Annotated in this window: 27 protein-coding genes; 14 read left to right on the forward strand and 13 right to left on the reverse strand. The window is 54.3% G+C overall.

Annotated features, from left to right (window positions below; translation table 11 throughout):
• Nucleotides 1-18: 18 nt before the first annotated feature.
• On the forward strand, nt 19-1,071 hold the full coding sequence (gene trhO / locus OGX84_RS00765; protein ID WP_112002277.1) for an oxygen-dependent tRNA uridine(34) hydroxylase TrhO: 1,053 nt from the start codon (nt 19-21) through the stop codon (nt 1,069-1,071).
• 101 nt (nt 1,072-1,172) lie between these two features.
• Here the strand turns inward: trhO and OGX84_RS00770 are convergent, their stop codons facing one another.
• From OGX84_RS00770 to mdtH, 10 genes are all read right to left on the reverse strand, one after another.
• Entirely contained in the window at nt 1,173-1,748 is a 576-nt protein-coding gene (locus tag OGX84_RS00770; RefSeq protein WP_012132872.1) for a YceI family protein, read from the reverse strand.
• Nucleotides 1,745-2,317: a cytochrome b gene (locus OGX84_RS00775; protein ID WP_012132871.1), complete on the reverse strand. Its 573-nt coding sequence runs from the start codon at nt 2,315-2,317 to the stop codon at nt 1,745-1,747. The genes OGX84_RS00770 and OGX84_RS00775 overlap by 4 nt, the downstream gene beginning before the upstream one ends.
• 262 nt (nt 2,318-2,579) lie before the next feature.
• Nucleotides 2,580-2,693, reverse strand: coding sequence for a YceO family protein (locus tag OGX84_RS00780; RefSeq protein WP_047457560.1), 114 nt, complete (start codon nt 2,691-2,693; stop codon nt 2,580-2,582).
• Between the two features lie 50 nt (nt 2,694-2,743).
• Complete coding sequence (gene solA / locus OGX84_RS00785) at nt 2,744-3,862, reverse strand: N-methyl-L-tryptophan oxidase (protein WP_112002276.1); 1,119 nt, start codon at nt 3,860-3,862, stop codon at nt 2,744-2,746.
• A 194-nt stretch (nt 3,863-4,056) separates the two neighbouring features.
• Nucleotides 4,057-4,311, reverse strand: a complete 255-nt coding sequence (gene bssS / locus OGX84_RS00790) for a biofilm formation regulator BssS (RefSeq protein WP_012132867.1) — start codon at nt 4,309-4,311, stop codon at nt 4,057-4,059.
• 289 nt (nt 4,312-4,600) lie between these two features.
• A complete protein-coding gene (dinI, locus tag OGX84_RS00795; protein WP_012132864.1) occupies nt 4,601-4,846 on the reverse strand; it encodes a DNA damage-inducible protein I in 246 nt (81 codons plus the stop codon).
• Nucleotides 4,847-4,924: 78 nt separating this feature from the next.
• Entirely contained in the window at nt 4,925-5,968 is a 1,044-nt protein-coding gene (gene pyrC / locus OGX84_RS00800; protein ID WP_058668995.1) for a dihydroorotase, read from the reverse strand.
• A gap of 104 nt (nt 5,969-6,072) precedes the next feature.
• Nucleotides 6,073-6,633 carry a lipoprotein gene (locus OGX84_RS00805; protein ID WP_024130445.1) on the reverse strand — a complete coding sequence of 187 codons (561 nt, stop codon included), beginning with the start codon at nt 6,631-6,633 and terminating at the stop codon, nt 6,073-6,075.
• Nucleotides 6,634-6,755: 122 nt separating this feature from the next.
• Nucleotides 6,756-7,403: a glutaredoxin 2 gene (gene grxB / locus OGX84_RS00810; protein WP_024130444.1), complete on the reverse strand. Its 648-nt coding sequence runs from the start codon at nt 7,401-7,403 to the stop codon at nt 6,756-6,758.
• A 63-nt stretch (nt 7,404-7,466) separates the two neighbouring features.
• Nucleotides 7,467-8,675 carry a multidrug efflux MFS transporter MdtH gene (gene mdtH, locus OGX84_RS00815; protein WP_112002275.1) on the reverse strand — a complete coding sequence of 403 codons (1,209 nt, stop codon included), beginning with the start codon at nt 8,673-8,675 and terminating at the stop codon, nt 7,467-7,469.
• Nucleotides 8,676-9,035: 360 nt separating this feature from the next.
• On the opposite strand from mdtH, the gene rimJ reads away from it, so the two are divergent.
• The 4 genes from rimJ (at nt 9,036) to murJ (ending at nt 12,979) form a co-directional block, all read left to right on the forward strand.
• Nucleotides 9,036-9,620, forward strand: a complete 585-nt coding sequence (rimJ, locus tag OGX84_RS00820; protein WP_024130443.1) for a ribosomal protein S5-alanine N-acetyltransferase — start codon at nt 9,036-9,038, stop codon at nt 9,618-9,620.
• 10 nt (nt 9,621-9,630) lie between these two features.
• Nucleotides 9,631-10,278 carry a YceH family protein gene (locus OGX84_RS00825; protein ID WP_058668996.1) on the forward strand — a complete coding sequence of 216 codons (648 nt, stop codon included), beginning with the start codon at nt 9,631-9,633 and terminating at the stop codon, nt 10,276-10,278.
• Between the two features lies 1 nt (nt 10,279).
• Nucleotides 10,280-11,203, forward strand: coding sequence for a Gfo/Idh/MocA family protein (locus OGX84_RS00830; protein WP_112002274.1), 924 nt, complete (start codon nt 10,280-10,282; stop codon nt 11,201-11,203).
• Between the two features lie 240 nt (nt 11,204-11,443).
• Nucleotides 11,444-12,979 carry a murein biosynthesis integral membrane protein MurJ gene (murJ, locus tag OGX84_RS00835; RefSeq protein WP_049011711.1) on the forward strand — a complete coding sequence of 512 codons (1,536 nt, stop codon included), beginning with the start codon at nt 11,444-11,446 and terminating at the stop codon, nt 12,977-12,979.
• 102 nt (nt 12,980-13,081) lie between these two features.
• Here the strand turns inward: murJ and flgN are convergent, their stop codons facing one another.
• The 3 genes from flgN to flgA all read right to left on the reverse strand — a co-directional run bounded on the left by flgN (nt 13,082) and on the right by flgA (nt 14,554).
• Complete coding sequence (flgN, locus tag OGX84_RS00840; protein ID WP_012132851.1) at nt 13,082-13,504, reverse strand: flagella biosynthesis chaperone FlgN; 423 nt, start codon at nt 13,502-13,504, stop codon at nt 13,082-13,084.
• A gap of 4 nt (nt 13,505-13,508) precedes the next feature.
• A complete protein-coding gene (gene flgM, locus OGX84_RS00845; protein ID WP_058668998.1) occupies nt 13,509-13,802 on the reverse strand; it encodes a flagellar biosynthesis anti-sigma factor FlgM in 294 nt (97 codons plus the stop codon).
• A 92-nt stretch (nt 13,803-13,894) separates the two neighbouring features.
• Entirely contained in the window at nt 13,895-14,554 is a 660-nt protein-coding gene (gene flgA, locus OGX84_RS00850) for a flagellar basal body P-ring formation chaperone FlgA (RefSeq protein ID WP_112002273.1), read from the reverse strand.
• 157 nt (nt 14,555-14,711) lie between these two features.
• On the opposite strand from flgA, the gene flgB reads away from it, so the two are divergent.
• Genes flgB through flgJ form a run of 9 tightly spaced genes read left to right on the forward strand, consistent with a single transcriptional unit; the run spans nt 14,712 to nt 21,926 of the window.
• Entirely contained in the window at nt 14,712-15,128 is a 417-nt protein-coding gene (gene flgB, locus OGX84_RS00855; RefSeq protein ID WP_012132848.1) for a flagellar basal body rod protein FlgB, read from the forward strand.
• A 3-nt stretch (nt 15,129-15,131) separates the two neighbouring features.
• Nucleotides 15,132-15,536: a flagellar basal body rod protein FlgC gene (gene flgC / locus OGX84_RS00860; protein WP_012132847.1), complete on the forward strand. Its 405-nt coding sequence runs from the start codon at nt 15,132-15,134 to the stop codon at nt 15,534-15,536.
• 11 nt (nt 15,537-15,547) lie between these two features.
• Nucleotides 15,548-16,246, forward strand: a complete 699-nt coding sequence (gene flgD / locus OGX84_RS00865; protein ID WP_012132846.1) for a flagellar hook assembly protein FlgD — start codon at nt 15,548-15,550, stop codon at nt 16,244-16,246.
• Between the two features lie 26 nt (nt 16,247-16,272).
• Nucleotides 16,273-17,541: a flagellar hook protein FlgE gene (gene flgE, locus OGX84_RS00870; protein ID WP_286457226.1), complete on the forward strand. Its 1,269-nt coding sequence runs from the start codon at nt 16,273-16,275 to the stop codon at nt 17,539-17,541.
• 20 nt (nt 17,542-17,561) lie between these two features.
• Entirely contained in the window at nt 17,562-18,317 is a 756-nt protein-coding gene (gene flgF / locus OGX84_RS00875) for a flagellar basal-body rod protein FlgF (RefSeq protein WP_012132844.1), read from the forward strand.
• A gap of 13 nt (nt 18,318-18,330) precedes the next feature.
• A complete protein-coding gene (flgG, locus tag OGX84_RS00880; RefSeq protein ID WP_012132843.1) occupies nt 18,331-19,113 on the forward strand; it encodes a flagellar basal-body rod protein FlgG in 783 nt (260 codons plus the stop codon).
• A 54-nt stretch (nt 19,114-19,167) separates the two neighbouring features.
• Nucleotides 19,168-19,866, forward strand: coding sequence for a flagellar basal body L-ring protein FlgH (gene flgH / locus OGX84_RS00885; protein ID WP_024130441.1), 699 nt, complete (start codon nt 19,168-19,170; stop codon nt 19,864-19,866).
• Between the two features lie 12 nt (nt 19,867-19,878).
• Nucleotides 19,879-20,976, forward strand: coding sequence for a flagellar basal body P-ring protein FlgI (locus OGX84_RS00890; protein WP_012132841.1), 1,098 nt, complete (start codon nt 19,879-19,881; stop codon nt 20,974-20,976).
• Nucleotides 20,976-21,926, forward strand: a complete 951-nt coding sequence (flgJ, locus tag OGX84_RS00895; protein ID WP_047457531.1) for a flagellar assembly peptidoglycan hydrolase FlgJ — start codon at nt 20,976-20,978, stop codon at nt 21,924-21,926. Before OGX84_RS00890 ends, flgJ begins: the two co-directional genes overlap by 1 nt.
• Nucleotides 21,927-21,943: the final 17 nt, after the last annotated feature.

The following is a 21,943-nucleotide window of genomic DNA, read 5'->3' on the forward strand; positions in this document are numbered from 1 at the left end:
TTGCAGGATACGTACACCATGCCAGTGTTACACAACCGCATTTCGAACGATGCGCTTAAAGCCCGGATGTTAGCTGAAACGGAGCCGCGCACGACCATCTCTTTTTATAAATATTTCACGATCGTCGATCCGCAGAGCACGCGCGACGCGTTGTACCAGATGTTTACCTCGCTGAATGTTTTTGGTCGCGTTTATCTGGCGCGTGAAGGCATTAACGCACAGATCAGCGTGCCGCAAAGTCAGGTCGCGGCGTTTCGTGAGCAGCTGTATGCGTTTGATCCCGCATTAAACGGCTTGCGTCTGAATATTGCGCTGGACGATGACGGTAAGTCCTTCTGGGTGCTGCGTATGAAAGTACGCGAGCGGATTGTGGCCGATGGTATCGACGATCCGAATTTTGATGCCAGCGACGTTGGCGAGTACCTGAAAGCGGCGGAAGTGAACGCCATGCTGGACGATCCTGATGCCGTGTTTATCGACATGCGTAACCACTACGAATATGAAGTGGGGCATTTCGAAAATGCGCTGGAAATTCCGGCTGACACGTTCCGCGAGCAGTTGCCGAAAGCTGTTGAAATGATGCAGGAGCATAGAGACAAGAAAATCATCATGTATTGTACGGGCGGTATTCGTTGTGAAAAAGCCAGCGCCTGGATGAAGCATAACGGTTTTAACAAAGTGTGGCACATTGAAGGCGGCATCATTGAGTACGCGCGTAAGGCGCGCGAGCAGGGACTGCCGGTGCGTTTCATCGGTAAGAATTTTGTGTTTGATGAGCGTATGGGAGAGCGGATCTCTGATGAGGTTATCGCGCATTGTCACCAGTGCGGCGCACCGTGCGACAGCCATACCAACTGTAAAAATGATGGCTGCCATCTGCTGTTTATTCAGTGCCCGGCTTGCGCCGAGAAGTTTAAAGGCTGCTGTAGCGAGCTGTGCTGTGAAGAGAGCAGTTTGCCGGAAGAGGAACAGCGCCGTCGCCGTGCTGGCCGTGAGAATGGCAATAAAATCTTCAATAAATCGCGTGGCCGCCTGAATACCCAACTGGGCATTCCCGACCCGGCGGAATAACGTAGCGCCATCCGGCATTACGCCCGGAGGCGCTCCGCTTACCGGGTCTACAATGTGCGTTGCTGTAGGCCGGATAAGGCGAAGCCGCCATCCGGCATTCGTTACTTCTGCTGTACGCCTTCCACCGAGATAATCAAATCGACTTCCTGCGATGCAGGGCCGAGGTCGGTGGTGATGTTGAAGTCTTTCAGCTTAATTTTACCTTCCGCTTCAAAGCCCGCGCGCTTCCCGCCCCACGGATCGTCACCCTGGCCGATCAGCTTCGCTTCCAGCGTGACTGGTTTGGTGACGCCGTTGAGCGTCAGGTCGCCGGTGATATCCAGCTCGTCGCCATCTTTTTTCACGCTGGTCGAGGTAAACGTCGCCTGCGGGAATTTCGCCACGTTCAGGAAATCAGCGCTACGCAGGTGCTTATCACGCTCCGCATGGTTGGTATCAACGCTGTTGGTGTTAATGGTGACGTTCACTTTATCCGCTGCCGGATTTTTTTCATCGAAGGTAAATGTTCCGTCGAAATCTTTGAACGTCCCGTACAGCCAGCTGTAACCCAGGTGCTGGATACGGAAGTTAACGAAGGCGTGTTGTCCCTCTTTATCAATTTTATAGTCTGCCGCGATTGCAGAACCAGTGGTGAATAACAGGGAAGCAAAAGTCAGTCCCAGCAGGCTTTTTTTCATTTTTCAACTCCATAGTCAGGCGACGATCTCCCCAGCATACGCTTCAGGGTGTCGTCTTTATCGATGAAATGGTGCTTCAGGGCCATTAGCCCATGCAGAACGGACAAAATCACAACGCTCCAGGCCAGCCACAGGTGCAGACTACCGGCAAGATCGGCCTGAGCGCCCGCGTCGGCCAGCGTGGCGGGCACGTCAAACCACCCAAACACGCTGATCGGTTTGCCGTCGGCGGTTGAGATCAGATAGCCGCTGATCACAATGGCGAAGAGCAGAAGATACAGCGCAAGGTGGCCCACCGCCGCACCCAGACGGGTCAGGCGTGAATAGCTTTTCAGCGCCTTTGGCGGTGGTGAGACGAAACGCCAGAAAACACGTATAACCAGCCCCATCATTAGCAGGATGCCGATACTTTTATGCAATTCCGGCGCCTGGTGATACCAGCCATCGTAATAGCTGAGCGTCACCATCCATAAACCCAGGGCAAACATGCCGTATACAACAATGGCGACCAGCCAGTGAAGCAATACAGAAATGGCGCCATAGCGCTGAGGAGTATTTTTGAATTGCATAAACACACCAATGGATATTTCAGGAGAGAATGAAAATGACCTGTTAGAGACATTAATGCAACTAATAAATAACAATCCTGGCGATATTTGTTTTTATTTCAATAAAATTGATTGAATTTGTCATTGTGCGTCAGAAGATTCGAGGTGATTAGCGGTTTTATCTATATGGGGCAGGAGGGCGGGAGGTTTCTTATTGGTCAAATTATTACAATGAAAGTTAGAGTAATCTCAGGTTTTGTCAATTTTTGTCAGCTGAAATAAATTAAAAGAACATGATATAAATAATGTCCATGATGGCCAGCAGCGACCATAAAATAACGTAGAGCATAAAATGCTCACGAATATTATTGATCAGATAGTGAAAAATACGACGCACAGCCTGACTCCTCAAAAAGAAACGGCCCCGTTTGCGAGGCCATTGGGTCATTATTGCGTAAAGCGCTTCAGTTTGAATGGCGTCAGGTCAAAAGCCGGCGATTTACCCTGCGCGAAATCGGCGGCAATCTCACCTAATACCGAGGCGAACTTAAAGCCGTGGCCGCTCAGACCGGTGACGATCAGCGTATTATCATGTCCCGGTAATGTATCGATAATAAAATCTTCATCCGGGGAATTATCATAGGTACAGGCGGCGCCGTTCAGGCAGCAGCCAATGCCGGGCAGGATAGTGCGCAAGAAGGGGAACGCTTCGGAACCATCGCTGGCGACGGCGGCAAACGGCTTGCGCTCTTCCGGTGAGTGAATCAACTGACCACCGTTGTGTTTTCCTATTTTTAATGCGTCGTTTTCGGCGGGAAAACCGTAATACTGATCGCCGTTCGGGAGTTCTCCAGTGAACGCCGGGAAGTTATTTTTCATGCTGTAGCGCCCGTCAGCCTGATACCAGGCAAAAACTTTACGAACGGGTTGGATGGGGAGTTCCGGCACCAGCGCCTGTACCCATGTACCGGCACTGATCAACACTTTCTTCGCGCGGTATTCGCCGTCAGCGGTTTCAACGGTAACGCCGTCGCTATCGTGATGAAGGGCGGTGACGGGGCAGTTAAAGAGCTGCGCACAGCCAGCCTCTTCGGCAAGGCGAACCCAGGTTTTGATCGCCAGTTCACTGCGCAGAAAACCGGAGTCCGTTTCGAACAGGCCAATGTAGTTGTCAGGGACGCGAATTTCAGGCCAGCGCGCCATGATGGCGGCGGCATCCAGTTGCTCAACGTTCAACTGCCATTGCTGTGCGCTATGCGCCACGTTCGCCAGAAATGGCGAGTCCGCCGGGCCGAGGTTTATGACGCCGGAGCGGACGAAGATGGGATCTTCATTATGCGTTGAAAGCTCTTCCCATAACGTTTGCGCACGCAGCACCAGAGGAACGTATTTCTCACCCTCGCCATAAGCGTGGCGGATTAACCGGGTATCGCCGTGATGGCTGCCCTGTTGATGTGGCGGCATATGGGCATCTGTCATCAGAACCTTCAGTCCGGCGCGAGTGGCATAATATCCGGCTGCGGCGCCGACGGAACCGCTGCCAATAATGATTAAGTCGTATTTCATCAGCTTCTCTCTGCTATCGCGATTATTGCAGGGTAAATAAGTGAATTGAGATATACAAGTTATACTCGTCATGCTTTCGGATTGCCGTCGCGGCGGCGCGTTTGTCGGCCGACTTTCTGTCAGTGGAATTATTGAGAGTATGAAACGATAAAGGCACCTTTTAAGGTGCCTTTGGGTGGAGGGGTCGCGTCACGTTAATGACGGCGATACTCATTTTCCTGGTAATCGCCAGATTCAATTTTGGCGATGCCTGCTTCTAATATCGAAATAAATTGTCTGGCAACATCGGTGGTTAACCAGAGCGTCTGACCAACTTCAGTCCCATCAGGGTCAGGGCGATTCGGGGTCTGGTAGTGCAAACGCAACATCAGCGCATCATAGCTGTCAACGGTGCTGATGTCCCATCCTACAAGCGGATGAGTCTGAATGACTTCATTATTCTTTTCCATTATGCCCCCTAATACGTGTTACAAGACAACGGTTTTCGAGGTTCAATGCGTGTTTTTTTCTGAAGCAACTTCAGTATATCAATAAATAAGGCTATTCACTGGAAATTTAAAGGGTGACAGAATAAATTTCTTCTTTTTAAGAATTATGTGCACAATAAAACAGCATGTCATTCATATTTTTTTGGCATGTTGTGCAGTTATTTTGAGTAATGGATTAAAAAGCGACCAGTTGCGCAAATAAAAAAGCCGGGGCGACCCGGCAAAAACGAACATTACTGCATATCATTTTTTATTCATTGACGAACCAGTCATCCGCGCTTTCCCAGGTTTCCTGTAGGATTTCGCTGATGCGTTCTTTATCCTCTTTTGTCGCGCCAATGACCGACAAATTGTTGGCTGCGGCATAACGGACGACAACATTGCCCGCGTTATCTGGAAAAGAGTGATGGATACGGCGGGAGAGTTCACCGGCCAGCGCGTCAATCGCGCCAGCAGGCAAAGGTGACGTTTTCGCTATAGTGACTTCAATACGCATAATGGCCCCCTGTTGAATATACTGTGTATTTATACAGTTAACCTTTCTGGCTTACAACAGTTGGCCACATTTTTTTTATTATTTTACTGACCAGCGTACGCGCTCGCCGCCCAGGAAGGGCACCAGTGAGTCATCGGCAAGCGTGATGCTTTCCGGGACGAGCTGCTCTTCGCGTACCAGTTCAACGTAGGTTTCATTGACCGGCAGGCCGTAGAACCGTGGCCCATTGAGTGAGCAGAACGCTTCAAAATGCGCGAGGGCGTTCATCTCTTCAAAGACCGTAGCGTAGCTGCCAAGCGCCGTCGGGGCATTAAAGCAGCCTGCGCAGCCGCAGCTGGTTTCTTTCCGATGACGGGCGTGCGGCGCGGAGTCGGTACCGAGGAAGGCGCGGCTAAATCCGCTGGCGACCAGTTCACGCAAGGCCTGCTGGTGGACGTTACGTTTGAGGATCGGCAGGCAATACAGATGCGGGCGAATTCCGCCGACCAGCATATGGTTGCGATTAAACAGCAGATGCTGTGGCGTGATGGTGGCGGCTAACAGCTCGTTGCCGTCGCGAACGTACTCTGCGGCATCTTTGGTGGTAATGTGCTCAAACACGACCTTCAACGCCGTCAGACGCTGGCGCAGCGGCTCCATCACCGTTTCAATAAACCGTGCTTCGCGGTCAAAAATATCGATATCAGCATGGGTAACTTCGCCGTGTACCAGCAACGGCATGCCGAGTTTTTCCATGCGCTCCAGTACCGGCATGATCGTATCGACAGAGGTGACGCCGTGGCTGGAGTTGGTGGTCGCGTTGGCCGGATAGAGTTTTGCTGCGGTAAAGACGCCTTCGCGGAATCCGCGCTCAAGCTCATCAGGATCAAGCGTATCCGTTAAGTAGCAGGTCATCAGTGGGGTAAAGTCATGCCCGGCAGGAACGGCATCAAGAATGCGCTGGCGGTATGCGATGGCCGCATCGACCGTCGTAACAGGCGGCGCCAGGTTCGGCATCACTATCGCGCGGCCATAAATTTCACTGGTGTAAGGCACGACAGTTTTTAACATGTCGCCATCGCGAAGGTGAACGTGCCAGTCGTCTGGGCGGCGGATCTTTAAAACCTGGGATGGTGCAGTCATTAATATGCTCCGGCTGGGGGATAGTCATTTTTGCCGGAAACCAAGGATAAGCGGAAACGTTTTCGTTTGCACGAAAAAAAAGGGCGCAAATGCGCCCTGGTGCGTTAGTCGGTGAACGGGATGATGATTTCGCCCGGTTTAACCTCTATGCCTTTGGCATATTTTTTCGCCAGCGCTTCGCCTTTGCTGCTGTCTTCACGCAAAACGTAGGCCGGTTGTTGATTAAAATAATTACGCAACGACTGATTCAGGTAAGGCATCAGCGTTTGCAGCACCGATTGCATTTTTTCCGGCGTTACGGTTGCATCCACCACTTCCATTTCTTGCAGATAAATCGCGCCTTTTTCTTTGTTAAAGACCGGTAGCGCTTTCAGCTTCAGTTTCATGGTGGCTTTCTGGCTGCCAAACAGGGAGCTCATATCCAGGTTCGCATCACCGGTTAGCGTGACTTTGTTGGGCTCTTCCCGGCCAATCTGGCTGCTGAGATTCGTCAGTACAATATGCGCATCCGCGATGCCCGGTAAGCCAATGTCTTTGGAAAAATTATTCCGTTTTTCAAGCGCCTGATTAATTTCTTGCTCGCTTACCGTGTACTGCGTGAGTTGGTTGCAGCCAACCAACAGGCCGCTAACCAACAATGCAGCGGCAAAGACAATCTTTTTCATGGGGTTCCTCAACATGATGCCCGTGTCGTAATCCTGACACAAAGCAGCATGTGGCACCAGCACGCCGCGCACCAGCAGAAAAAACTGAAAGGGTGGCGGCATGGCGCCTCCACCCACAAGCATTAGAGGGCCATAGACGATAACAGGTTGATTTGCGTCTGTTTTGCCATGTTATCACGGTAATCAGCGACCCGGGTTGGCCAGTTTATGCCTGCGACCAGCGTCAGGTTACGTAATAACGGGAACAAATGAATATCGTCTTCAGACAGTTCACCGTTCACGGCATTGGGCTGCACAATCAATTTATCCAGCGCGCGCAGATCGTCGCTGATGTTTTTGATGAGCCCGCTGGAATGCGCCAGATTTTCGCCAAAGTCGCCAATCATGGCCTCTTTTTTCTCGGTGAAGTACTTCCGCGCCGATGGCGTGGAAAACTCATCAAATGCCGATTTTGCGAAACGCGGAAGGAGCAGGCGATTGGCGTAACCGTTAACTTTGCGTAGCCACTCATCAATCGCGGGGTTCTGTTTTCCGATCAGCAAGGGTTTGCCGTCAAGGTTGTCCACATAATGGACGATATCCATACTTTCGGGCAGATAACGGCTGTCGTCCTTTTGCAAAATGGGCGCCATTTTTTTGCCGATCATGCGGGTGGGCGTTGCGTCGTCGTCGTTTGCCAGGACGTTTAGCTCAACGGGAATATTTTTCAGGCCGAAAATCATGCGGGCTTTGATGCAGAAAGGGCAGTGATCGTAAATATAAAGCTTCACGTTTCTCCTCCATTTAACTGTCGGTTCTCTTTCAGTATGGAGGAGATGAAAGCAGGTATCAAATCAGGCGCCTGGCTCCAGCATGCCGCGTGGCGTCCGTTTGTGGCTGAATTGCCAACCGAGCGCAAGAAAGGTCATGATTCCGATTACCCCAAGCATCATCCAGGGCAGTTCAGGCTGTTGCAGCGCTTTCCCCATATCGAACAACCATCCTCCGCCGATATACCCTATCGCGCCGCCAATGGCTAAACCCAGTCGACTGAAGCCCATATAGCTGCCACGCGCCCGCGCATCGGCCAGCGAGGCGCTGAGCGTTTCACGCGCCGGTTCCGCAATGACCGAACCGATATAGAACGTGCAAATGAGCGTGAAGAGCTGCTGTAAATTACCGACCAGCCCGACAGGCAACATACTGAGCGACATCAGCAGCAGTCCGGCCATCAGTCGGTGCTCGAGGCGAAAACGTTTCTCGCTCCAGCGGGCGATTGGGTAGAGCAGCGTCAGCGAGAGGCAGGCTTCGATCGCATACATCCACTTGACGGCGGCCGGTGATCCCGCGATGTCATTGACCATGATGGGCAGCATCAGCATTACCTGTACGGCCAGCATGTAGTATCCCGCCAGGGTCAGCACGTAAGTCACGAACCGCTTGTCCGCCATGACGCGCCCCATGCCCTCGCGTACCGGGATTTTCACCGTTGACAGTTTCCACGCCGGAAGCAGCCAGGCGTTAAACGCGGCGCACAAAACGAACAGTACCGCCCCCGTCGCGCATACCAGACGAAAGTCATACTGCAACAACCAGCTACCCAATAGCGCGCCAGTCACGGCGCCCGCGCTGTCCTGCATCATCAACAGCGAAAAGAAACGACCGCGTTGTTCAGGGCGAATCAGCTTGACGACCAGCGCAGAGCGCGGCGGATCGAAAAGGGTGCCGCCAAGCCCGGAAAGAAAGCAGGAAAACCAGAGCAGCCAGGGCTCATGGGCGATCCCCATCGTCGCGAATCCGGCTGCGCGCATAAGCATCCCGGTAACAATCATTGGCTTCGCGCCAAAACGGTCGGCAATCGCGCCGCCAAAAATGCCCAGCCCTTGCTGGATGAACTGGCGCAGTCCGAGCGCAATGCCGACCATCAATGCCGCCCAGCCCATCTGGTCGACAAAGCGAATGGAGATCAGTGGAAACACCACGAAAAAGCCTAATACGACCAGCATATTATCGATGAGCAGGAAATATTTACCCAGGTTCCTGGCCTGCGAGACACGCGACATTTCCCCTCCCGGGAAAGACACTCGTCATCCTTCACGTCGCAGGCGCGTCGGCGGCGTTCGCGCTCCCCGGCCACGTATTTCTGTGCGCTTTCAGGGAGTGATTCGCTTGCCGCCGGCCTGCAACTCGAATTCTGTTGAGTTTAAAAGGTGAGCACCTTCTATTCTGCGGTGTCGGCGCGTTTTTTCCCACCTTTGCCGGGACAATATTTTTTTATCAAAAGTCCATCTTGATAGAGAGTTTTCATCAAAATGTGTGAATAAGCCAAAAAATGACGATTTGCACTTTTCACAGAGCATACAGGCGCAGGTATAGTAACGTTATCAGGGTGTGAAGACGTTACGGGAAGGAGTAAGTATAGAATGTTTGGCTATCGCAGTAACGTGCCAAAAGTACGCTTAACAACCGACCGTCTGGTTGTGCGTTTAGTACATGAGCGTGATGCCTGGCGTCTGGCCGATTATTACGCGGAAAATCGTCATTTTTTAAAACCCTGGGAACCCGTTCGTGATGAAAGCCACTGCTATCCTTCGGGCTGGCAGGCGCGTCTGAGCATGATCGCCGAGTTTCATAAACAGGGTTCAGCGTTCTATTTCGCGCTGCTCGACCCGGAAGAGAAAGAGATCATCGGCGTGGCCAATTTTTCTAACGTGGTGCGTGGCTCATTCCACGCCTGTTATCTGGGATACTCCATCGCACAAAAGTGGCAGGGGCAGGGGCTGATGTATGAGGCCTTAACCTCGGCGATTCGCTATATGCAGCGTACGCAACATATTCACCGTATTATGGCGAACTATATGCCGCATAATAAGCGCAGCGGCGACTTGCTGGCGCGACTCGGCTTTGAAAAAGAAGGGTATGCGAAAGATTACCTGTTGATTGACGGACAGTGGCGCGACCATGTGCTGACGGCGTTGACGACGACTGAATGGACCCCCGGTCGCTAAGGAGAGGACGATGAAATACGAACTAACCGCCACTGAAGCGCGAGTGATTGGCTGCCTGCTGGAAAAACAGGTGACAACACCGGAGCAGTACCCGCTCTCGGTTAACGGCGTGGTTACCGCCTGCAATCAAAAAACCAACCGTGAACCGGTAATGAACTTATCGGAACATGAGGTGCAGGAACAGCTTGATAACTTAGTGAAACGCCATTTTCTGCGAACGGTGAGCGGCTTCGGCAATCGCGTCACCAAATATGAACAGCGCTTCTGCAACTCCGAGTTTGGCAATCTTAAACTGAGTCCGGCGGAGGTGGCGCTGATCGCCACGCTGCTGTTGCGCGGCGCCCAGACGCCAGGTGAACTGCGCAGCCGTGCATCCCGCATGTATGAATTCAGCGATATGGCAGAAGTGGAATCGACGCTGGAACAGCTTGCCGCCCGTGACGACGGCCCTTACGTAGTGCGCCTGGCGCGCGAACCGGGTAAGCGTGAAAGCCGGTATATGCACCTGTTTTGCGGCGAAGTCGATGAGCCGGTGAGTTCAGATGACGCGCCGCAGGCGGCGTCGGGCGATCTGCATGCGCGCGTTGAGGCGCTGGAAGGCGAAGTCGCGGAACTGAAACAGCGCCTCGATTCGCTCCTGGCGCACCTGGGAGACTAACGTGAAAAAATTACGTATCGGTGTTGTTGGGTTAGGGGGGATCGCCCAAAAAGCCTGGTTGCCCGTACTGGGCGCATCCGGCGACTGGACGCTACAGGGGGCCTGGTCTCCTTCGCGGGATAAGGCGCTGCGCATTTGTGAAAGCTGGCGGATGCCGTACGTTGAGTCGTTGCCAGCGCTGGCGTCAACCTGCGACGCCATTTTCGTCCACTCCAGCACGGCGACGCATTATGAGGTGGTAAGCGAACTGCTCAATGCCGGGGTTCATGTCTGCGTCGATAAACCGCTGGCGGAAAATCTGCGCGATGCGGAACGGTTGGTGGCGTTGGCCGCGCGCAAAAATTTGACGCTAATGGTCGGGTTTAACCGACGCTTCGCTCCGCTCTACCGTGATCTGAAAGCGCAACTGGGCGCCGCCGCTTCTGTCCGTATGGATAAACACCGGACGGACAGCGTCGGGCCGCATGATTTGCGTTTCACGCTGCTGGATGACTACCTGCACGTTGTGGACACCGCGCTGTGGCTGACGGACGGCAAGGCGCAACTGAACAGCGGCACGTTGCAGACCAACGATCTTGGCGAGATGCTGTATGCTGAGCACCATTTTTCGGCGGATCAGTTGCAAATCACCACCAGTATGCACCGTCGCGCCGGGAGTCAGCGTGAATGTGTGCAGGCGGTGACGGACGGCGGCCTGTTTGATGTGACGGACATGCGCGAATGGCGCGAGGAACGCGGTCAGGGCGTGGTGCATAAACCCATTCCGGGCTGGCAGACAACCCAGGAACAACGGGGATTTGCCGGATGCGCCCGTCATTTTATTGAATGCGTGCAAAATCAGACGGTTCCTGAAACGGCGGGCGAACAGGCGATTCTGGCGCAGCGCGTCGTAGAGAAACTCTGGCGCGAGGCAATGAGCGAATAACGCCCTGTAACATCTGGCTGTAGTAATTCATCATAATCCAGGTACTATATGCCAACTCAAAATAACACCTCTTTCTGACAGAGAATGATGGCAAACCGTGGATCGTTCTGTCGGCCTGATAAGACGTTTTTACGTGGTTATCAGGCACAGCGATATTACCGGATGGCGGCGTAAACGCTTTTATCCGGCCTGCGGTCGGCCATGCAAGGGTTTTGCTCCAGGGTCTGGAATACAACACTGATGAATTTATTAAAATCGCTGGCTGCCGTCAGCTCGATGACCATGTTTTCGCGCGTGCTTGGTTTTGCGCGTGACGCGATTGTCGCCAGAATTTTTGGCGCAGGGATGGCGACCGACGCCTTTTTCGTGGCATTCAAGTTACCGAATCTGTTGCGGCGCATTTTTGCCGAAGGGGCATTTTCCCAGGCGTTTGTGCCGATCCTTGCAGAATACAAGAGCAAGCAGGGCGAAGAGGCGACCCGGGTTTTTGTCGCCTATGTCTCCGGCCTGCTGACCCTGGCGTTAGCCGTGGTGACGGTGGCCGGTATGCTCGCCGCGCCGTGGGTGATTATGGTAACCGCGCCGGGTTTTGCTGATACCGCTGATAAATTCGCCCTGACCACCAAACTGCTGCAAATCACCTTTCCGTATATTCTGCTGATTTCGCTGGCCTCGCTGGTGGGCGCGATCCTCAACACCTGGAACCGTTTCTCGATTCCTGCGTTTGCGCCCACATTTCTGAACATCAGTATGATCGGCTTTGCGCTGTTTGCCGCGCCGTATTTTAATCCTCCCGTACTGGCGCTGGCCTGGGCGGTGACGGTGGGCGGCGTGCTGCAACTGGTTTACCAGCTTCCTCATCTGAAGAAAATTGGGATGCTGGTATTGCCGCGCATCAATTTCCGTGACGCAGGCGCGATGCGCGTTGTGAAGCAAATGGGCCCGGCGATCCTCGGCGTTTCGGTAAGCCAGATATCTCTGATCATCAACACCATTTTCGCCTCGTTTCTGGCTTCCGGTTCGGTCTCCTGGATGTATTATGCTGACCGACTGATGGAGTTTCCGTCAGGGGTTCTGGGCGTGGCGCTGGGCACCATTTTGCTGCCTTCGCTGTCTAAAAGTTTTGCCAGCGGCAATCATGATGAGTATTGCCGTCTGATGGACTGGGGGCTGCGTCTGTGTTTTCTGCTGGCGTTGCCGAGCGCCGTCGCGCTGGGCATTCTGGCCAAACCGCTGACGGTATCGCTGTTCCAGTACGGCAAATTCACCGCCTTTGATGCGTCGATGACCCAGCGCGCGCTGGTGGCCTATTCCGTTGGTCTGATTGGTTTAATCGTAGTGAAAGTTTTGGCTCCGGGATTTTACTCGCGCCAGGATATCAAAACGCCGGTCAGAATCGCCATTGTGACGCTGATCATGACTCAGTTGATGAACCTGGCGTTTATCGGGCCGTTGAAGCATGCCGGTCTGTCGCTGTCTATTGGTCTGGCGGCGTGTCTGAATGCGTCGCTGCTATACTGGCAACTGCGCAAACAGAAAATCTTTACTCCGCAGCCGGGCTGGACGTGGTTCCTGACTCGCCTGGTGATTTCCGTGCTGGTGATGTCCGCCGCGCTGGTTGGCATGTTGCATATTATGCCTGAGTGGTCAGAAGGGACAATGCTGTGGCGTCTGGCCCGACTGATGGCGGTTGTGGTTGTGGGGATTGCCGCCTATTTCGCTGCGCTGGCGGTGTTGGGCTTTAAAGTGAAGGAATTTACTCGCCGGACGGCATAGAGCCTCTATCCGGCAAATCGCCCGGTGGCGCTGCCGCTTACCGGGCATACGAGTTGTTCTGTGATCGTGTAGGCCGGATAAGGCGTAGCCGCCATCCGGCAATCAGATAGAGATTTTTTTCCCACCACGGTGGGGAGAGGCGGTTTGACCGTTCGCGCCATACAGCGTCGGTTCCTGATGCGGTTTCAGCATGTCGAGCGCCTGATGATTCCGTTCAATCTGCCCTTCCAGCAGCCAACCATTATGTTGGTTGAGATCGCGTAAATGCTGCGTTTTTTCCGTAATCGCCTGCCAGCGTCTGGCGACATCATCATTAACGTTACGCTGCGCATCTTGTTCAAGACGGCGCTGCTGCTCCAGATAATCCAGCGTCGCCAGTAAAGAGCTTTTTTCTTCTGTAATACGCTGTAACTGGCTACCGTTAATGTGACCTACGGAGAGCTGCTGCTGCTCGGCATCCATCACCTTTTTCAGGTCATTGAGGACAGCCGTCATATGATCCAGAATTTCTGACAGACGAGTCATACGCTTATTTACTCTGTAAGTAGCTCTGCGCCTCGCGGATCAGCGAGTCTGCAATTTTACCGGTGTCCATCTTCAACTCACCGTTACGAATCGCCGTTTTCAGGGCTTCCACGCGCTCCATATTGATATCGCCGGTGCCGGGTTGCATCAGTTTCGCCTGAGCATCGCTTAACTTCACACTGGTACTGGTCGTGGTTGACGCTTTTTCCTGACGCGCTTTTTGTACCGGCGCATCGCTGGTTTCGCGCGGTTGGACAGTGCTAACGGGCTTCAAAGGTGAGGTACGGTCAATGCTCATTTATTTATCCTCATCGAGGGGTTACGCTGTAGCAGCCAGCTATCATCATTGGTTGATTATTTATCGGCAGCCACTACAAAATCTTTAACTCATTATAGATTAATAAGAATATTCCCATCAGGATCGACGGTTCCACTCACGACCTGGCCTGACAACATGCGTACGCGCGCGTTTTGCGCGACGGCGGCATTGTTCAATGCCTGGCCTTCCGCATTGACGCTAAATCCGTCGCCGCTCGCCACCACCAGAACGCGCTGACCGGCTTTTATCCGCCATGCCTGGCGCAACATACTGAGCTGTATTGGCTGCCCGGGAACGAGGTCGCGCAAGCTGACAGCGTCCTGAATCTGGTTGATGTCCAGGACGGTTCGCGGGGGAAGCTGATCCAGCCGTCCGCGTTTTAGCGTGATGTTAGCCGGGCCAAGCGCACCGCCACGGGCGACGGGGGCCGCGGCAACAACGTAATTCCCCGTTGCCTGTACATTTACCTGTAGGTAGCGCTTTTCGTTCGCGCAGCGCGCCAGTACGTTCACATGCCCCCATAACTTCGCACTTCCGGTTACGCTCAGCGCGGGCTGTTCGCAATTCGGCAACAGATTGGGCGACGTGCGGATCGTGACGACGACGTCATCGCTGAACCCTGCCAGACGCTGAGAAAACCAGTCCGTTAACTGGACATTCAGATCCTGGGCCATCGTCAGGGGGCTGAACAGCAGCGCCAGCAGCGCTATTCCACGTTTTAACGTTTGCATCGTCACTTCCCGCCAGTTTAAGCAATGACAGGATTCTACCTGCGTACCACAAGCATCAACGCAACAAATAGCGACGCATTTTGCGTTTATTCCGGCGATAACGCGCGCGTGATGGGATTTAAGCTGTCGGCTGAATTTTGTCATTTGCGGAGGAGATATGCTCGATAAGCTCGATGCCGCCTTACGTTTTCAACAGGAAGCGCTGAATCTGCGCGCTCAACGCCAGGAGGTGTTGGCCGCCAATATCGCTAACGCCGACACCCCTGGGTATCAGGCGCGTGATATGGATTTCGCCAGCGAACTCAAAAAAGTCATGGTGCGTGGCCGGGAAGAAACCGGCGGAATCGCGTTGAAGCTCACCTCTGCACAACACATTCCGGCCCAGACCGTCGCGTCTCCTTCGGTGGATCTGCTCTACCGTATTCCTGACCAGCCGTCCCTTGATGGCAATACCGTCGATATGGACCGCGAGCGTACGCAGTTTGCGGATAACAGTCTGAAATACCAGACGGGCCTCACCGTGTTGGGTGGACAAATCAAAGGCATGATGAATGTGCTACAGGGAGGAAACTAATTCGTGGCGCTGTTAAACATTTTTGATATTGCCGGGTCGGCGCTCACCGCGCAGTCCAAACGTCTTAACGTGGCGGCCAGTAACCTGGCGAACGCCGATAGCGTCACCGGGCCGGACGGTCAACCGTATCGCGCTAAACAGGTGGTCTTTCAGGTAGACGCGGCACCAGGGGCGGCAACCGGTGGGGTAAAAGTGGCGGACGTCATTGAAAGTCAGGCGCCGGACAAACTGGTGTATGAGCCTGGCAACCCGCTGGCGGACGCCAATGGGTACGTAAAAATGCCTAATGTGGACGTGGTCGGTGAAATGGTCAACACCATGTCAGCCTCGCGCAGCTATCAGGCAAACGTCGAAGTTCTTAATACCGTGAAAAGCATGATGCTTAAAACGCTGACATTAGGCCAGTAAAGGAGGCGCGTATGTCTATTGCCGTAAATATGAATGACTCGACCAACTCGGGAGTCGCATCCACCAGCAGTGGCAGTTCGCTGACGGGAAGCAGCGCGAGTGATTTACAAAGCAGCTTCCTGACATTGCTGGTCGCGCAGTTGAAGAATCAGGACCCGACCAACCCACTGCAAAACAACGAGCTGACCACGCAACTGGCGCAGATCAGCACCGTTAGCGGAATTGAAAAACTGAACACCACGCTGGGCGCGATTTCCGGGCAGATCGACAACAGCCAGTCGCTACAGGCCAGCACCCTGATTGGTCATGGCGTCATGATCCCCGGCACCACCATTCTGGCCGGTACGGGCACCGAAGAGGGCGCGACCATCACCACGACGCCGTTTGGCGTGGAGTTGCAGCAGGCAGCGGATAAAGTCACCGCCACCATTACCGACAAAGACGGCAAGGTGGTGCGCACGATCAATATCGGCGAGCTGAAGGCTGGCGTTCATACCTTTACCTGGGACGGTACGTTGGAGGATGGCACAAGCGCGCCAAACGGTTCCTATAACGTCGCGATCGCCGCCAGCAACGGCAGTACGCAGCTTGTGGCGCAACCGCTTCAGTTTGCGCTGGTTCAGGGGGTTATCCGCAACAGTAGCGGTAATACCCTGGATTTAGGGACCTACGGAACCACCACACTCGACGAAGTACGGCAGATCATTTAAGCCTTTACACTTATCAGGAGTAAGTCATGGCCTTTTCTCAAGCGGTCAGCGGTCTGAACGCAGCAGCGACCAACCTCGATGTTATTGGTAATAACATCGCCAACTCCGCCACCTACGGGTTTAAATCCGGTACGGCGTCTTTTGCTGATATGTTCGCGGGCTCCAAAGTGGGCCTGGGCGTTAAAGTCGCCGGGATTACCCAGGACTTTACCGACGGCACTACCACCAACACCGGGCGTGGCCTGGATGTCGCGATTAGCCAGAACGGTTTCTTCCGTCTGGTAGACAGCAACGGCTCCGTTTTCTACAGCCGTAACGGTCAGTTCAAACTGGATGAGAACCGCAATCTGGTTAACATGCAGGGGCTGCAACTGACCGGCTATCCGGCAACCGGAACGCCGCCGACGATCCAGCAGGGTGCCAACCCAGGCCCGATCACCATCCCGAACACCCTGATGGCCGCACAGGCGACCACCACGGCGTCTATGCAGATCAACCTTAACTCAACGGATGAACTGCCGTCTAAGTCACCGTTTGATCCGAGCGATGCGGATTCCTACAACAAAAAGGGCACCATAACGGTCTTTGATAGCCAGGGTAATGCCCATGACATGAACGTTTATTATGTCAAAACTGCTGCCAATAAATGGGATGTATACACCCAAGACTCCAGCGTTGCAGGAGCAGCGGTTACGAAAGCGGCGGTAATGAATTTTAGCAGCAACGGTACGCTGACTTCCGTTAATAACTATATTGATGATTCGAGTAATCCAGGCACGTTAATTGAAGGCCCTGCGAACGCACAGCCACAAATTAACATCACTACGGAAGCGATTAACGGCGCGGTACCGGCTACTTTCTCCCTGAGCTTCCTGAATTCTATGCAGCAGAACACCGGTGCGAACAATATCGTCGCGACCAACCAGAACGGCTATAAGCCGGGCGATCTGGTGAGCTATCAGATCAACGATGACGGCACCGTAGTGGGTAACTATTCCAACGAACAAACGCAGGTTCTGGGGCAGATCGTGCTGGCTAACTTCGCCAACAATGAAGGTCTGGCTTCTCAGGGCGATAACGTCTGGGCGGCGACGCAGGCTTCAGGCGTTGCGCTGCTTGGTACGGCGGGTACGGGTAACTTCGGTAAGTTGACCAACGGCGCGCTGGAATCCTCAAACGTGGATTTGAGTAAAGAGCTGGTGAATATGATCGTCGCGCAGCGTAACTATCAGTCAAACGCGCAGACCATCAAAACCCAGGATCAGATCCTCAACACCCTGGTTAACCTGCGCTAAGCGCCTGACGGGATGGCTTAATGGATCACGCAATATATACCGCCATGGGCGCGGCCAGTCAGACGCTTAATCAACAAGCGGTGACGGCCAGCAACCTGGCGAACGCCTCCACGCCTGGTTTTCGTGCGCAACTTAATGCGTTGCGCGCTGTGCCGGTGGAAGGTCTCTCTTTACCGACGCGTACGCTGGTGGCTGCGTCCACGCCGGGAGCCGATATGACGCCCGGGCAGATGGATTACACCTCGCGCCCGCTGGATGTGGCGCTGCAACAGGATGGCTGGCTGGTTGTTCAGACCGCTGATGGTAACGAGGGATACACCCGTAACGGCAGCATTCAGGTGGACCCAACCGGACAACTGACAATTCAGGGGCATCCGGTTATCGGTGAAGCCGGGCCGATTGCCGTTCCTGAAGGTTCAGAAATTACCATCGCGGCAGACGGGACTATCTCTGCGCTTAACCCTGGCGATCCGGCCAATACCGTCGCACCGGTAGGACGTCTGAAGCTGGTGAAAGCGCTTGGCAGCGAAGTGCAACGCGGCGATGACGGTATGTTCCGTTTAAGCGCGGCGACACAGGCTGCGCGTGGCCCGGTGTTGCAGGCTGACCCGTCCATTCGCGTGATGTCTGGCGTACTGGAGGGCAGTAACGTGAATGCGGTGTCCGCCATGAGCGATATGATCGCTAACGCCCGCCGTTTTGAAATGCAGATGAAGGTTATCAGCAGCGTGGATGACAATGCCGGGCGCGCTAACCAACTGCTGTCGATGAGTTAATACAGGACATTTTATGATCAGTTCATTATGGATCGCCAAAACCGGCCTGGACGCGCAGCAAACCAACATGGATGTGATTGCCAACAACCTGGCAAACGTCAGCACCAATGGTTTTAAGCGTCAACGCGCGGTGTTTGAAGACCTGCTGTACCAGACGATTCGTCAGCCTGGCGCGCAGTCGTCAGAACAGACGACCTTACCTTCTGGTCTGCAAATCGGTACGGGCGTTCGCCCGGTCGCCACCGAGCGTCTGCATAGTCAGGGCAACCTGTCTCAGACCAACAACAGTAAAGATGTCGCCATCAAAGGGCAGGGCTTCTTCCAGGTGATGCTGCCGGATGGCACTTCTGCTTATACCCGTGACGGTTCTTTCCAGGTGGATCAGAACGGCCAACTGGTCACGGCGGGCGGCTTCCAGGTACAGCCAGCGATCACCATTCCGGCGAACTCGCTGAGCATCACCGTGGGTCGCGATGGCGTAGTAAGCGTAACTCAGCAGGGGCAGGCCGCGCCGGTACAGGTGGGGCAGCTTAACCTGACCACGTTCATGAACGATACGGGTCTGGAAAGCATTGGTGAAAACCTGTACACCGAAACGCAATCCTCGGGTGCGCCGAATGAGAGTACGCCAGGGCTTAACGGTGCGGGTTTGCTGTATCAGGGCTATGTCGAAACCTCTAACGTAAACGTGGCGGAAGAACTGGTGAATATGATCCAGGTTCAGCGCGCTTACGAAATTAACAGCAAAGCGGTATCGACTACCGATCAGATGCTGCAAAAACTGACGCAACTCTAAGTGTCGTCCGGTGAGGGAAACCTCACCGGCACACTGATTTTGAAGATGAAGGCAATGCAAAAATACGCTGCGCACCATTACCCGATTATGGCCCTGCTGGTGGTTTCACTGACAGGATGTGCCTGGATACCTTCCACACCGCTCGTGCAGGGCGCGACCACTGCACAGCCCATACCGGGCCCGACTCCGGTGGCGAATGGTTCCATTTTTCAGTCTGCGCAGCCGATCAACTATGGCTATCAGCCGCTGTTTGAAGACCGACGTCCACGCAATATCGGCGATACGCTGACGATTGTATTGCAGGAAAACGTCAGCGCCAGTAAGAGCTCCTCCGCCAATGCCAGCCGTGACGGTAAAACCAACTTCGGCTTTGATACGGTTCCTCGTTATTTGCAGGGATTGTTCGGCAACGCGCGTGCAGATATGGAAGCCTCTGGCGGGAACTCCTTCAACGGTAAAGGCGGCGCGAACGCCAGCAATACCTTTAGCGGCACGCTGACCGTGACCGTCGATCAGGTACTGGCAAATGGCAATTTACACGTCGTGGGTGAAAAACAGATCGCCATTAATCAGGGCACTGAGTTCATCCGCTTCTCCGGGGTCGTGAACCCACGCACCATCAGCGGCAGCAACTCCGTTCCGTCAACACAGGTTGCGGATGCGCGCATTGAATATGTCGGCAACGGCTATATCAACGAGGCGCAAAATATGGGTTGGCTGCAACGTTTCTTCCTTAACTTGTCGCCGATGTAAGCGAGGTCTCCAGTGTTTAAATCTCTTGTTGGAATTGTACTGATACTGGCAACCACCCTGGCGCATGCCGATCGTATTCGGGATCTGACCAGCGTGCAGGGGGTGCGGGAAAACTCGCTGATTGGTTACGGGCTGGTGGTCGGCCTGGACGGGACGGGCGACCAGACGACCCAGACGCCCTTTACCACCCAGACGCTGAATAACATGCTGTCTCAGTTGGGGATCACCGTCCCGACGGGCACCAATATGCAGTTGAAAAACGTTGCGGCGGTAATGGTCACTGCGCAATTTCCGGCATTCGGTCGCCAGGGGCAAACGATCGACGTGGTGGTGTCCTCAATGGGGAACGCGAAAAGTCTGCGCGGCGGTACATTGCTGATGACGCCGCTGAAAGGGGTCGATAGCCAGGTGTATGCCCTGGCGCAGGGAAATATTTTAGTCGGCGGCGCAGGGGCGTCTGCGGGCGGCAGCAGCGTACAGGTTAACCAGCTCAATGGCGGGCGTATCACCAATGGCGCAATTATTGAACGCGAGCTGCCCAGCCAGTTTGGCGGCGGAAATACCCTCAATCTGCAACTGAACAACGAAGACTTCGCAATGGCGCAGCAGATCACTGACACCATCAACCGCGCCCGTGGCTATGGCAGTGCGACCGCGCTGGATGCGCGCACGATTCAGGTTCGCGTACCCAGCGGCAACAGCTCGCAGGTCCGTTTCCTCGCGGATATCCAGAATCTGGAGGTGAACGTCACACCACAGGACGCGAAGGTGGTGATTAACTCCCGTACCGGTTCCGTGGTGATGAACCGTGAAGTGACGCTGGACAGCTGCGCCGTCGCGCAAGGCAATTTGTCCGTAACGGTGAATCGCCAGGCGAACGTCAGCCAGCCGGACACGCCGTTTGGCGGGGGGCAGACGGTCGTCACGCCACAAACGCAGATTGATTTACGTCAGAGCGGCGGTTCGCTGCAAAGCGTCCGTTCCAGCGCCAACCTGAACAACGTCGTCCGCGCGCTGAATGCGCTGGGCGCCACGCCGATGGATCTGATGTCCATCCTGCAATCCATGCAGAGCGCGGGTTGTCTGCGCGCCAAACTGGAAATTATCTGATGATTGGTGACAGCAAACTGTTGGCCAGCGCGGCCTGGGATGCGCAATCGCTCAATGAGCTGAAAGCCAAAGCGGGGCAAGATCCGGCGGCGAATATCCGCCCGGTCGCTCGTCAGGTTGAAGGGATGTTTGTGCAGATGATGCTGAAAAGCATGCGTGAAGCGCTGCCGAAAGACGGCATATTCAGCAGCGATCAAACGCGACTGTACACCAGCATGTATGACCAGCAGATTGCGCAGCAGATGACCGCCGGTAAAGGGTTGGGACTGGCGGAGATGATGGTCAGGCAGATGACCGAGGGGCAGACGCAGCCTGCGGAAGAAGCGCCGCAGGTACCAATGAAGTTCCCTCTGGAAACGGTGACCAGCTATCAAAATCAGGCGCTGACACAGTTGGTGCGTAAGGCGATGCCAAAAGCGCCGGAAAATAATGATGAGCCGCTGTCCGGCGACAGCAAAGACTTCCTGGCCCAGCTTTCGCTTCCGGCACGCCTGGCAAGTGAACAAAGCGGCGTGCCGCATCATCTGATTCTGGCGCAGGCGGCGCTGGAGTCGGGATGGGGTCAGCGACAGATCCGCCGTGAAAATGGCGAGCCGAGCTTTAACCTGTTTGGCATTAAGGCCTCGTCAAACTGGAAGGGGCCGGTAACAGAGATTACTACCACCGAATATGAGAACGGCGAAGCGAAGAAGGTAAAAGCGAAATTCCGTGTTTATAGCTCCTATCTGGAGGCGCTATCGGATTATGTGGGGCTGCTGACCCGTAACCCGCGCTATGCCGCGGTGACCGCCGCATCTACCGCTGAACAGGGCGCACAGGCGTTACAAAACGCCGGTTATGCGACCGATCCTGACTATGCGCGTAAATTAACCAGCATGATTCAACAGCTGAAATCCATGAGCGACAAGGTGAGTAAAACGTACAGCGCGAATCTCGACAATCTCTTTTAAATAGCTCAAGTCCAGAA

This window comes from Citrobacter sp. CK202, from assembly GCF_030333225.1.
GTDB classification, from domain to species: Bacteria; Pseudomonadota; Gammaproteobacteria; order Enterobacterales; family Enterobacteriaceae; genus Citrobacter_B; species Citrobacter_B koseri.